The sequence below is a fragment of the Exiguobacterium sp. AB2 genome, from assembly GCF_000696055.1.
GTDB lineage: Bacteria > Bacillota > Bacilli > Exiguobacteriales > Exiguobacteriaceae > Exiguobacterium > Exiguobacterium alkaliphilum.
In genome coordinates, this window is the sequence record NZ_JNAA01000095.1 from 1 (window position 1) to 12,321 (window position 12,321).

11 protein-coding genes, 10 tRNA genes and 1 pseudogene are annotated in these 12,321 nt (G+C 55.0%); 1 reads left to right on the forward strand and 21 read right to left on the reverse strand.

The genetic code is table 11. The features are described from left to right. Nucleotides 1–14: 14 nt before the first annotated feature. The 18 genes from DI14_RS11535 to acpS form a co-directional block, all read right to left on the reverse strand. Nucleotides 15–91 (reverse strand) — tRNA-Ile (locus tag DI14_RS11535). 10 nt (nucleotides 92–101) lie between these two features. Continuing rightward, nucleotides 102–178 (reverse strand) — tRNA-Arg (locus tag DI14_RS11540). Between the two features lie 4 nt (nucleotides 179–182). Then, nucleotides 183–270, reverse strand: a tRNA-Leu gene (locus DI14_RS11545). Nucleotides 271–299: 29 nt separating this feature from the next. Then, nucleotides 300–375: transfer RNA gene (locus DI14_RS11550), tRNA-Lys, on the reverse strand. A 10-nt stretch (nucleotides 376–385) separates the two neighbouring features. Continuing rightward, nucleotides 386–457 (reverse strand) — tRNA-Gln (locus DI14_RS11555). Nucleotides 458–464: 7 nt separating this feature from the next. Next, nucleotides 465–540 (reverse strand) — tRNA-Asp (locus DI14_RS11560). 19 nt (nucleotides 541–559) lie between these two features. Further along, nucleotides 560–635 (reverse strand) — tRNA-Val (locus tag DI14_RS11565). Between the two features lie 6 nt (nucleotides 636–641). Further along, nucleotides 642–716: transfer RNA gene (locus DI14_RS11570), tRNA-Glu, on the reverse strand. A 23-nt stretch (nucleotides 717–739) separates the two neighbouring features. Beyond that, nucleotides 740–831 (reverse strand) — tRNA-Ser (locus DI14_RS11575). A 9-nt stretch (nucleotides 832–840) separates the two neighbouring features. Continuing rightward, nucleotides 841–915, reverse strand: a tRNA-Asn gene (locus DI14_RS11580). A 217-nt stretch (nucleotides 916–1,132) separates the two neighbouring features. Continuing rightward, the gene (locus DI14_RS11585) at nucleotides 1,133–3,262 is read right to left on the reverse strand and encodes a Tex family protein (RefSeq protein WP_034808698.1); all 2,130 of its coding nucleotides are present in this window, start codon (nucleotides 3,260–3,262) and stop codon (nucleotides 1,133–1,135) included. 71 nt (nucleotides 3,263–3,333) lie between these two features. After that, entirely contained in the window at nucleotides 3,334–4,134 is an 801-nt protein-coding gene (gene sigB / locus DI14_RS11590; protein ID WP_034808700.1) for an RNA polymerase sigma factor SigB, read from the reverse strand. Then, nucleotides 4,100–4,576, reverse strand: a complete 477-nt coding sequence (rsbW, locus tag DI14_RS11595) for an anti-sigma B factor RsbW (RefSeq protein WP_034808702.1) — start codon at nucleotides 4,574–4,576, stop codon at nucleotides 4,100–4,102. The genes sigB and rsbW overlap by 35 nt, the downstream gene beginning before the upstream one ends. Then, nucleotides 4,573–4,899 carry an STAS domain-containing protein gene (locus DI14_RS11600; RefSeq protein ID WP_034808704.1) on the reverse strand — a complete coding sequence of 109 codons (327 nt, stop codon included), beginning with the start codon at nucleotides 4,897–4,899 and terminating at the stop codon, nucleotides 4,573–4,575. Before DI14_RS11600 ends, rsbW begins: the two co-directional genes overlap by 4 nt. Before the next feature lie 139 nt (nucleotides 4,900–5,038). Next, the gene (locus tag DI14_RS11605) at nucleotides 5,039–5,389 is read right to left on the reverse strand and encodes a type II toxin-antitoxin system PemK/MazF family toxin (RefSeq protein ID WP_016510516.1); all 351 of its coding nucleotides are present in this window, start codon (nucleotides 5,387–5,389) and stop codon (nucleotides 5,039–5,041) included. A 5-nt stretch (nucleotides 5,390–5,394) separates the two neighbouring features. Beyond that, a complete protein-coding gene (locus tag DI14_RS11610; RefSeq protein ID WP_034808706.1) occupies nucleotides 5,395–5,673 on the reverse strand; it encodes a hypothetical protein in 279 nt (92 codons plus the stop codon). Between the two features lie 132 nt (nucleotides 5,674–5,805). Further along, complete coding sequence (gene alr / locus DI14_RS11615; RefSeq protein ID WP_034808709.1) at nucleotides 5,806–6,882, reverse strand: alanine racemase; 1,077 nt, start codon at nucleotides 6,880–6,882, stop codon at nucleotides 5,806–5,808. After that, entirely contained in the window at nucleotides 6,866–7,237 is a 372-nt protein-coding gene (acpS, locus tag DI14_RS11620) for a holo-ACP synthase (RefSeq protein ID WP_034808711.1), read from the reverse strand. Before acpS ends, alr begins: the two co-directional genes overlap by 17 nt. A gap of 63 nt (nucleotides 7,238–7,300) precedes the next feature. Here acpS and DI14_RS11625 point away from each other — a divergent pair, with 63 nt between their 5' ends. Beyond that, a complete protein-coding gene (locus tag DI14_RS11625; protein ID WP_034808713.1) occupies nucleotides 7,301–8,026 on the forward strand; it encodes a rhomboid family intramembrane serine protease in 726 nt (241 codons plus the stop codon). 40 nt (nucleotides 8,027–8,066) lie between these two features. Here the strand turns inward: DI14_RS11625 and argF are convergent, their stop codons facing one another. The 3 genes and pseudogenes from argF to DI14_RS11640 all read right to left on the reverse strand — a co-directional run. Next, nucleotides 8,067–8,993, reverse strand: coding sequence for an ornithine carbamoyltransferase (gene argF / locus DI14_RS11630; protein ID WP_034808715.1), 927 nt, complete (start codon nucleotides 8,991–8,993; stop codon nucleotides 8,067–8,069). Then, nucleotides 8,990–12,010: a carbamoyl-phosphate synthase (glutamine-hydrolyzing) large subunit gene (gene carB / locus DI14_RS11635; protein WP_034808716.1), complete on the reverse strand. Its 3,021-nt coding sequence runs from the start codon at nucleotides 12,008–12,010 to the stop codon at nucleotides 8,990–8,992. Before carB ends, argF begins: the two co-directional genes overlap by 4 nt. Next, nucleotides 12,003–12,321, reverse strand: a pseudogene (locus DI14_RS11640) (carbamoyl phosphate synthase small subunit); the annotation flags it as partial. The pseudogene DI14_RS11640 and the gene carB, both read right to left, overlap by 8 nt.

Sequence of the window (12,321 nt, forward strand, 5' to 3'; positions counted from 1 at the left end):
TTCGTCAGTTAAAATGGTGGGCCTAAGTGGACTCGAACCACCGACCTCACGCTTATCAGGCGTGCGCTCTAACCGGCTGAGCTATAGGCCCATAATAAAAATGGTGCACCCTGAGAGATTCGAACTCCCGGCCTTTAGATTCGTAGTCTAACGCTCTATCCAGCTGAGCTAAGGGTGCATATTGGTGCGGTCGAGAGGACTTGAACCTCCACGGTGTTAACCACCACTAGGCCCTCAACCTAGCGCGTCTACCGATTCCGCCACGACCGCAGCGTATAAAGTGTTACGAGGGATAAAAATGGTGAGTCATGCAGGGCTCGAACCTGCGACCCTCTGATTAAAAGTCAGATGCTCTACCAACTGAGCTAATGACTCAAATAAAAAGCTGGGCTGGAAGGGATCGAACCTTCGCATGTCGGAATCAAAATCCGATGCCTTACCACTTGGCTACAGCCCAACGTAAATGGCGGTCTCGACGGGATTTGAACCCGCGATCTCCTGCGTGACAGGCAGGCATGTTAACCCCTACACCACGAGACCAGATTACGTTTTATTTGAATGGTGGAGGATGACGGGATCGAACCGCCGACCCCCTGCTTGTAAGGCAGGTGCTCTCCCAGCTGAGCTAATCCTCCATATGATGGTGACCCGTACGGGATTCGAACCCGTGTTACCGCCGTGAAAGGGCGGTGTCTTAACCGCTTGACCAACGGGCCATGAATGTTTTCTAAAAGTTAAGTGGCGGAGACGGAGGGATTCGAACCCTCGCACCGGTTTCCCAGCCTACTCCCTTAGCAGGGGAGCCCCTTATAGCCTCTTGGGTACGTCTCCAAAATAAAATGGCTCCGCAAGTAGGATTTGAACCTACGACCTACCGGTTAACAGCCGGTTGCTCTACCACTGAGCTATTGCGGAACGTTGCTTGAATTTATCGAAGTAACGCTTTAAATTGTAACCGCAAACCAGAAACCTGTCAATCACTTTTTTAGAAAAGCTTTAATTTCGCGTGCCGTTTCTCGGCGACTTCTATAAGATAGCACGGTCCGAAAAGACCGTCAACACTTTTCCACAAAAAAAGTTGAGCAAAATGAAATCATTTTGCCCAACCCCGACTTTCTTCTTTATATGCTAGTCATGACTTCTTTGGTGCGAGCATCGTCAAGCTGATTCGACCTCGATTCGCATCGACTTGTTCGATCCAGACCGTCACGATATCTCCGACTGCGACGACGTCGAGCGGATGTTTCACGTATCGGTTGGACAGTTTCGATATATGGACGAGCCCATCTTGCTTCACGCCGATATCGACGAACGCCCCGAAGTCGATGACGTTTCGGACCGTCCCTTGAAATTCCATCCCAACTTGAAGGTCTTCTAGGTTCATGACATCCGTCCGAAGCAACGGCTTTTGAATGTCCTCACGCGGATCGCGTCCCGGTTTCGCGAGCGACTTCAAGATATCTTCAATTGTCGGCAATCCAGCATTCAACTTTTCACTGAGCGCACTCGCATCGACTGTCTTCAATCGGTCTCGCAACTCGGCCGTCCCGACTGCTTGCTTCGAAACACCGAGTTCCTTCAATAGAGAGAGTGTCAGTTTGTAACTCTCCGGGTGAATTTCGGTTTGGTCGAGTACGTCGCTTCCGTTCGTGATTCGCAAAAAGCCGGCAGCTTGCTCATACGCCTTGGCTCCAAGGCGCGGAACTTTTTTGATTTCTTTTCGCGTGTCGAATCGGCCGAACTCATCGCGATACGCCACGATATTTTTCGCCGTCGTCTTATTCAAGCCCGATACGTACGTCAAAAGCGATTCCGAGGCCCGGTTCACATCGACCCCGACCATATTGACGACACTCTCGACGACGAACTCGAGCGACGCCTTCAGTTTATTTTGACTGACGTCATGCTGATACTGACCGACCCCGACAGACTGCGGGTCGACTTTGACGAGTTCGGCCATCGCATCTTGAATCCGTCTCGCAATCGAGACAGCGGACCGCTCCTCGACTTTCAGCGCCGGAAATTCGGTACGGGCGACTTCTGAAGCCGAATAGACGCTCGCCCCGGCCTCATTGACGATCGCATACGCAATCTCACGCTCGGCTTTCTTCAACCAGTCGGCGACGAACTGCTCGGTTTCCCGTGACGCAGTCCCGTTTCCGATGACGATGACGGAAATCGGATATTTCTTCACGAGCGAGGCGAGCACTTTTTCCGAACCGGCCACGTCATGTTTCGGCGCTGTCGGATAGAAGACTCCGACTTCTTCGACTTTTCCGATCTCATTGACGACGGCCCATTTGCATCCCGTCCGATGCGCCGGGTCGATCCCGAGGACGACGACTTCCCGGAGTGGCGGTTGCATGTACAGCTGCTTCAAGTTTTTGGCGAAGACGTCAATCGCCTGTTCTTCGGCCGTCTCGGTCAACTCACTGCGCATCTCGCGTTCAATCGCCGGGAATACTGATTTTTTATACGCCTCTTTGATGGCGACGGTGACGAGTTCACGTTTCTCGGCCGGGAGTCGTTCGAACGGACGCAGCGCCTGATTCATGAACGTCGTCTCGTCAAACACGAGTTTGACTTGAAGAACGTCCGTCCGCTCTCCACGGTTCAAGGCGAGGACACGGTGCGGGACAATCCCGGCGACTTTTTCCTCGTAGTCATAATACTGTGAAAAGACTTCTTTCTCATCTTCCGCCTGCTTTTTCTTTTGTGAACGAAGCAACGCTTCTTTCCGGACCCGGGCCCGGAGCGATTGACGAAGTGACGCCGTCTCACCCCACTCTTCTCCGATGATTGCTTGGGCGAACGGCAGTGCCTCGTCGAGCGGCGTGTCCCCGGCGAGCTGTTGTGCGTCTTTCAACGAATAGGCGGACGGGTTGCGATACCAGTCGGCGAGCGGTTGCAACCCCTTCTCGCGGCCTTGCTCGGCTTTCGTCCGTCGCTTCGGTCGGTACGGCAAATAGATGTCGTCGACTTGTTGCAACGTCGTCGCGGCTTCGAGCGCGCGTGCGAGTTCCGGCGTCGCTTTCTCGAGCTCTTCTAATTTCGCGAGCACGTCGGACTTTCGTTTCTGCAAGCTCTCTTCATATTGAAGGGCGTCAAGAATCGATTTGATTTCGACTTCATCGAGGTTCCCCGTCATCTCCTTACGGTAACGGGCCATGAACGGGATCGTCGCGCCGTCAGCGGCGAGTTGTCTCACCGTCTCGACTTGACTTTCTTTTACTTGTAGCGTTTTCGCGACTTTCGTGATCATCTGAACCACTTCCTTTTCTAGTCTCTAGTTGAAGTGTAGCAAAGAGCGGACAACAAAAAAACGATGACTCCTCAGTCATCGCTAGAAAATACTTCATTGAGCGGCACTTTGATGGCTTCTCGCAACTTCTCGAGGGCACGACGCTGAAGGCGTGAAACGTGCATCTGCGAGATGCCGAGCAATTCGCCCGTCTCTTTTTGACTCATATTTTTGTAGTAGGCGCATTCTAAAATCGCCTGTTCTCGTTCGTTCAGCACGCTGAACGCTTTTTCGAGAATGAGTCGTTGGTCGACCGACTCGTAGCCCCGCTCTTGACTCCCGACGAGGTCGAGTAGCGTGACCGTGCTTCCTTCGTTATCCGCTTCGATCGAGCTGTCGACTGAGAGCGCTTGATAACTCTTGCCCATCTCGAGCGTTTCGAGAATCTCTTCATCGGATACGCCGAGATGATCGGCAATCTCATCGATGCGCGGTGAACGTTGAAGCTCGGTCGTCAACTCTTCGACCGTCTTCTTAATCTTCGGCCCGAGTTCCTTGATGCGACGTGGCACGTGGACGCTCCACGTCTTGTCCCGGATGAATCGCTTGATTTCACCGATGATGGTCGGGACGGCGAACGACTCGAAACTGCGTCCGAATTCTGGGTCGAAACGACGGAGCGCCGCGAGCAGTCCGATCATCCCGACTTGGACGAGGTCATCATGGATGGCCCGGCCCCGGGAGAACTTGCGCGCGAGTGCTTCGACGAGGTCCGAGTAGCGATTGATTAAGAGCATCTGGACTTCCTCGTTTTGGTCGTCCTGTTGATAGCGTTCAATCCACTCTAATACTTCATCATCACTGTGATGGCGTTGTTGAGATTTTGCTGGCACTCTGATCCACCTCGTCCCTGTTAAGGAGTTTCGTCATCGTCACTTTGACACCATTGTCTTTGTTGATCGAGACGTCATCCATTAACGCTTCAATAAGGAACAGACCGAGTCCTCCTTCGTGAAGCGATTCGATTTCAGTCGTCTCTTCGACTGGAGCCGCTTGGCGTTTCACATCATCGGCAAACGTCTTGCCCGAATCTTCAATCGTCATCTCTAAACGATCCGTGTATACGCCACACGTGAGCTTCACTTCACCTTCTTGATCGTCATATGCATGTTGAACAGCGTTACCGCAAGCTTCCGAGACCGCGATTTTGATGTCTTCGATCTCGTCGTACGTATATCCCATACGATTCGCGATTCCTGACACGACTAAACGGACCACACCGACATATTCCGGTTTGGCCGGGAACGTCATCACCGTCTGTTCGATGTTACTCATTGCGTGCCACCTCTTACATTCGTGTTAATCGAGAGCAATTTGTGAAGGCCAGTCAATTCAAAGAGACGATTGACACGATCGGTTACCCCGACGAGCGACAACTCTTTCTCATTGCGTGTTGCTATTTTAAGGGCACCGACGAAAACGCCGAGACCTGTTGAGTCCATATAATCCACTTCATCCAAATGAACGACGACGTTTTGCTCCGTGATTGCCGGATGCAAGACTTCTTTCAGTTTGGGAGCGGTATATGTATCCACTTCTCCGGATACGTAAAGGTGTAATTGATCTCCAATGACTTGCTCGCGAATCGCTAAATCCATCGTTATTCCCTCCTAAAGTTGCGCACAGAAAAATCGAGTACGATTAAATATAATTCCCTTGTTTCATAATCTTAAACCTAAATTTTTATTAATTTTGAAAAAAACCGATACCCATGTACCGGTTCTGTTCATATGTAAGCTAGAGCGGGATTAATCCCATACTAATCTCTAGCGCTCTGTCCACTTTGTGCATCGTCTCATCGTCAAGATGTGTCACCTTGTCCGTCAGACGACGTTTATCAATCGTTCGAATCTGTTCAAGCAAAATCACCGAGTCTCGTTCGAGCCCGTGTTTGACTTGATACACTTCCACATGAGTCGGCAGTTTTGCTTTCTGGATCTGAGCCGTAATCGCAGCGACAATGACGGTCGGGCTAAAGCGATTGCCGATATCGTTTTGAATGACGAGGACCGGACGAACTCCACCTTGCTCTGAACCGACTACGGGCGACAGATTCGCATAAAACACGTCACCACGCTTTACGATCACTCCGCTCACACCCCGCTTACTTGACGTAAGAGAGCATGTTCGGCTTCCGTCTCAATCATCAGCATCTCTTCTGCCATATTCAAATTAAACGCGGCCATCTCTTGATAGCCTTTCGCCAATTCTTCACGCAGTGTTTGTTGTCGATCAGCAATTTCTTTGGACAAGTACGTCACTACATCGTTCAATGACAATGATTCACGATCTTTCATCGAAATCGGACCCCCATGCTGCGAGAACCGATCTGGAACGGACGCCAATGCACCCGCTGTTCGCTGTTTCAACATCTTACACCTCCAGAATCGTTTCAATGGACTGGCGGAATGTTTTTCCCGCGTTCTTTATCAATATAACACGCGAGTTTGGGAAAATATAGAGGATTCGAGAAAGAATTCAGATAATTTCACACGTTTTCTGATTCACACATAGTGTCTCGGCAGTCGTCCGGTCAACTGACAGACGACCTCATAGTTAATCGTCTCCAAATGCGCCGCCAATTCGTCAATCGGCACCGGACCGCCGACGAGCGTCACGTCGGTACCGACCGGGAATGCTCGCGGCAGTTTAATCATGAAACGGTCCATGCATACCCGCCCGACAATCGGACACCGGTTGCCATTGACGTCGACTGCGAAGCCGCCCGCCTTTCGAATCCAACCGTCCGCATAACCGACCGGCACCGTACCGATCCACTCATCTTCTGTCGTCGTGTACGTCGCCCCATAACTGATCGTCTGCCCGGCCTCGAGCCGTTTCACTTGCATGAGCTTACTCTTCAGCGTGAACGCCGGCCGCAAAAAGGAGTAGAATGACGCCATCTCGCTTGACGGGTAGAGTCCGTAGATGGCGATGCCGACACGGACAAGGTTATACGGCACGTCTTCACCAGCCATCCGAATCGCCCCGGCCGAGTTCGACGTATGGATGTACTTGAAGCGTGAACCAAGTCCGTCCATTAAACGATCGAAACGGACTTGTTGCTCGTGATAAAGCGCGCTATCCGGTTCATCGGCCGTCGCAAAATGTGTATAGATGCCTTCGATGACGAAACGGTCATCGGCCACCTCAAGGAGCGCGTCAAGTTCTTCTCGCGTCCGAAGACCGAGCCGGCCCATGCCGGTGTCCACTTTCACATGGACAGTGAGCGGTCGTTCACCAAGATGCGCTTTCGCTTCCTCGAACCATTCCGCCGAGAACACCGAGAGGATGACGTCATGTTTCGCCGCGACGCCCGCATATTCCGGGAACTGGGCTTCCATGACGAGGATCGGTGCGTCGATACCGGCTTCGCGAAGCTCGATCGCTTCTTCAAGCAAAGCCACCCCGAGCATCGTCGCCCCGTTCTCGAGCGCGATTGTCGCGACCTCGACGGCACCGTGCCCGTACGCGTTCGCTTTGACGACAGCCATCAATTGTTGTGGGATGCGACGCTTAATCTCGGTCACGTTATGCGCAATCGCGGCACGGTCAATTTCAATTTTACTTGGACGATACATCGGAATCCTCCTCTTCAATGATGACTTGGGCCACGGCGTATTGTTCACTATGGCTAATGCTGACATGAATCCGTCCCGGCGACGGTGCCGTCATGACTGGCCGTCCCGTCTCGTCGGGCAACACTTCAATCTGTTGCCATGACAATCCGCGGGCGATACCCGTTCCGACCGCTTTGGCGTAAGCCTCTTTCGCGGCGAAGCGACCGGCGACGAACTCGATGCGGCGTTGTTCCGGGTAGTTCGACGCGAGTCCACGTTCCGCCTCGGTCAAGAGCCGTTCCATGAACCTCGGCTTCTGTATCGAGCGAGCAATGCGCTCGAGTTCGACGAGGTCGATGCCGATTCCTACAATCACAGGATACTCGCTCCTTTCCTTTTCCACTCGTTTCCTTATACAATTAAGGAAAGAGGTGATGCTATGTTTAGTCGTACTGAGAATGTTCAAACGTTCATCCGAGCATACCCGCTCGTAACGCTGTTCATTGTAATCCAACTAGTCGTGTTTGTCATCGATTCTTTGATGCCGGGACTTCAGATCGTCGCACGGGGCGGATCGTTCCACCTCGCGCTCGCAGATGGGCAGTGGTACCGTCTCCTGACGGCAAACTTTATCCATCTAGGACTTGGCCACTTGCTGTTCAACTCGTTCGCGCTCATCATCTTCGGCCCGGCGATGGAACGCATGGTCGGGCATGTGCGGTTCGCGCTGTTTTATCTCGTCGCTGGCGCGCTCGCCAACCTGCTCACGTACTTTACCGTGAGCCAACTGTTCTATCTTCAGGCCGGTGCCTCGGGCGCGATCTTAGCGATCCTCGGTTTCTACGTATTCATCGGACGTTTCCGTCGGACGCTCATCTACAGCCAAGACGCGCGACTCGTCTACATCTTCGTCGCCATCAGTGCCGTCTTCACGTTAATCGGTTCGAACGTCTCGCTCTGGGGGCACGTGTACGGATTCCTCGCCGGATTCCTGCTCGCCTATCCGTTGTCGCGCTATACGGTGCCGTATTCACGGCCGCTCCGTTACGGGAAGTACAAGCCGCGCAAGTACGTACCGCCCATCATTCATACGGGTGAAGGGAAATGGATCTTTTACGTGATTATCGGACTCGCCGTCTTCGGCCTGTTCGCACGATTCTTATGACAAAAGGAGCTTCGCCAGTCGTCGGCGAAGCTCCTTTACGTTAGGCGAGCAATGTGATCATCAGTGCTTTTTGGGCATGGAGCCGGTTCTCGGCTTGGTCGAAGACGAGCGACTGCGGGCCGTCCATCACGTCCGCCGTCACTTCTTCACCGCGATGAGCCGGCAGACAGTGTAGGAAAATCGCTTCGTCCCGTGCCGACGCCATCAACGTTTCGTCCACTTGGAACGAGGCGAAATGGGCGAGGCGCGTTTCCGCCTCCGCTTCTTGCCCCATGCTGGCGAACACGTCCGTATAGACGACATGTGCACCCACCGTCGCTTCGGCCGGGTCGTCGTAGCGTGTGACGCTGCCGCCGGTCGTCTCGGCTAGCGCGACGGCCTGATTGTAAATCGTCTCGTCGACCGTATAACCGTCCGGCGAGGCGACGCGGATATGCATTCCGCTCAAGGCACCGCCAAGCATGAGCGAGTGGGCCATGTTGTTCCCGTCACCGATGTACGTCAACACTTTCCCTTGGCGCGTCCCGAACGTCTCCTCAATCGTCAAGAGGTCGGCGAGCACTTGGCACGGATGATGCGTGTCCGTCAACCCGTTGATGATTGGAATCGAGCCCGCCGTCGCGAGCGTCTCGACCGTTTCATGGGCGTACGTCCGAATCATGAGTGCGTCGACGTAGCGGCTCATCACTCGAATCGTATCCGTGATCGGTTCACCGCGTCCGATTTGAAGGTCGCTCCCGCTCAAGAAGAGCGGGTAGCCGCCAAGCTCGACGACCCCGACCTCGAACGAAATGCGCGTGCGCGTGGACGCCTTCTCAAACAATAAGGCGACCTTCTTACCGGCAAGCGCCGTCCCATACGCGTCCGGATGTCGTTTCACGTCGATCGCCAAGCGAATGAGTTCATCTAAATCCGTTGGTGTCAATTCCTCGAGCGTCAACATGTGTTTGAACGTCTTTGTCGTCATAACGGTAATTCCTCCTTTGTGTGCGCCTGTAACGGACGGACCGGCACTGGTGTCGTGTCGACCGTCGCTTGATAGTAACGGGCGAGGTGTTGCTCCGAGATGACGTGGACGCCGTTTCGGACGGCCGCCTCCCGTATCACTTGTTCAGCCGGTACGTGCGAGAAGAGGACGGCGACGTGTTGGAAGTCAATCGTCGCGTCGAGCGGTACCTCGCCGAACGTCTCCCACCCTTCCCCATACACGATTTGTGGTCGCGCCATGACCCGGGTCGTCGTCGCATCGTAACAGAACCGTTCGGCAACGACGGGGATTGGACTGAATTGAAGCGTCTCCCCGGTCGAGCGCATGATCGGTCCTGTGAGCGGGTCGACACCTGGCAGCTTCAAACTTGAGAAAATCGGCGTCTTCACCGCATAACCGGTCAGCTGTTTCCGTTCGACCGGTAAGACGCCTTCAAGCGAATGGCCGAGCGCGGCGCGTGTCGCCCATTCGATGAGCGGTTCACCGGTCACTTTGCTGACGATCGGGACGGTCCGTGACGCCCGCGGGTTGATTTCAAGCACGTAAATCGTGTCGTCTTTTAAAACGAACTGGATGTTGAGCGCCCCGCGATATGTGAGTGCCTGACCGATCCGTTTCGTGATCGTGTCAATCTGTCGTTGGTGTGCCTCGGACGTCTCGACCGGCGGCATGACCATCGTCGAGTCCCCGGAATGAACCCCAGCCGCCTCGATTTGTTCCAAGATGGCCGGCACGTAGACGGTCTGCCCGTCCGTCACGCAGTCGACCTCAAGTTCGCGCCCGGCGACGTAGAGGTCGATGAGGAGCGGATAAGTGAGGTCTGGACTGATTCGGGCAAGGTCCGCCTCGGATTGCAAGATGTGCATCCCTTTCCCACCGATGACGTAAGACGGCCGGACGACGCAAGGGAAGCCAATCCGGTCGACCGCTTCATAGAGAGCAGCGGTAGTCCCGACTTCTTCTCCCGGGATGTGCGCGACGTCAATCTCGTCAAGAAACGCATAGAAGCGGTCCCGGTCTTCCATTTGGTCGATGACGGCAGCCGAGGCGCCGAGCAAGCGATATCCAGCCGCCTCCAGACCGTGCGCGAGCGCGATGCCCGTCTGACCGCCGAACTGGATTAAGACGTCGCGGCACCCTTCTGCCTCGAGGACGTGTGTGACGTCTTCTAGCGTGAGCGGCTCGACATACAACCGGTCAGCGACCGTGAAGTCGGTCGAGACCGTCTCCGGGTTGTTGTTGATCATGATGGCCTCGATGCCTTGCTGTTGAAGTGCCCAGACGGCATGGACCGAACTGTAGTCGAACTCGATGCCTTGGCCGATGCGTATCGGACCGGCCCCGATGACGGCGACTTTCCGCGTCTGACTCGCCTTCACTTCCGTCTTCCCGTGCCATGTCCCATAAAAGTAAGGGGTCGCGCTCTCGAACTCGGCCGCGCACGTGTCGACCATGTGGTAGACCGGTTGGATGCCGAACGTCGCACGCAGCTCCTTGACGTCTTCCATCGTGACGCCTGAGATGGCGGCGATTTGTGCATCGGTGAACCCGAGCCGCTTTGCCTGTGACATGTTCGACTCCGTCAAAAAATCGGTGGATTTTGTCATCGTGACGAGCGTCTCGAGCATCGCCATGAAGTGCGGCGCGATGCCCGTCTTGTCCTCGAGTTCACTGCGCGAGGCGAGACCGCGGTCGATGAGCGCGAGACAGGCGTGCAGGCGACGGTCGGTCGGGGCGAGCACTTCCTGCCACAGTTCATTCGCATCGGCTCGCTTCATCCATGTCGGATAGAGCGGGGCCTGCTCGATCCCGGCACCACGCCACGCTTTTTGAAGCGCCTCTTCAAGTGTCTTCCCCATCGCCATGCTCTCACCCGTCGCTTTCATCTGGGGACCGAGGGCGCGTTCTGTCCCTTTGAACAAGTCGAACGGGAAGCACGGCACTTTCGCCGTCACATAGTCGAGCGTCGGCTCGAAACTGGCCATCGTGCCGTTCGTCACCGGGTTCACACAATCATCCAACCCTTCACCGAGCGCGAGACGCGTCGCGATCTTCGCAATCGGATAGCCGGTCGCTTTCGAGGCGAGGGCCGAACTCCGCGACACGCGCGGGTTGACCTCGATGACGTAGTAAGTCGGTTCAGTCGGATGAACGGCAAACTGGATGTTGCAGCCACCGACGACACCGAGACTCGAGACGATCCGAAGCGCTGCACTCCGTAACGTCTGGTGCATCGTATCCGATAACGTCTGTGCCGGAGCAAAGACGACCGAGTCGCCCGTATGCACCCCGACCGGGTCGATGTTTTCCATGTTGCAGACGATGATGCACGTCCCTTTCTCGTCACGCATCACTTCGTACTCGAACTCTTTAAAGCCGGCGATACTCTTTTCGACGAGACATTGCGAGATTGGGCTCGCCTCAAGTCCGCGCCGCGCCATCTCATAGGCGTCCGAGACGGTCGTCGCGATGCCACCTCCCGTCCCCCCAAGGGTGAACGCCGGACGGACGATGAGCGGGACTCCAGTTGTTTGGATGAACGCATCGAGCTCGTCGAGCGTCTCGATCGTCGTACTCACCGGGAGCGGTTCCCCGAGTTCATGCATCTTCTGCTTGAAGCGTTCCCGGTCTTCGCCGTCACGGATCGTCTCGAGCGACGTCCCGAGCAGGGCGATGCCGTGCTTTTCGAGCACCCCGGCCTCATCGAGCGCGAGCGCCAAATTGAGCGCAGTCTGTCCGCCGACGGTCGCGAGTAGGTGTGTCGGCTGTTCGGCTTCGATAATCATCTCGGCCTTTTCGAGCGTCATCGCCTCGATATACGTCTTGTCGGCCATACCCGGGTCGGTCATGATCGTCGCCGGGTTCGAGTTGAACAAGACGACCTCGCATCCCGCTTCCCGAAGCGCCTGACACGCTTGCGTCCCTGAATAATCGAACTCGGCCGCTTGCCCGATGATAATCGGACCGGAGCCGATGACGAGCACTTTCTTATGCATATACGTTCACCCCTTGTTGAATCATTTCATCGAATTGATCGAATAACGCCTGCGCCTCTTTCGGTCCCGGGCTTGCTTCTGGATGGAACTGCGCCGTCAAGATCGGTGCCGTCGGATGTGTCGTCCCCTCTACGGACAAGTCGTTCACGTTCTCGAACAACAGCTCGAGCGGTGTCCGTTCGAGACTGTCGCGCGTGACGACGTACCCATGGTTTTGTGACGTCATCCACACCTCGCCCGTTTGGACGTTTCGTACCGGATGGTTTGAACCCCGGTGCCCGTATGTCTGCTTCTCAATCGATGCCCCGAAC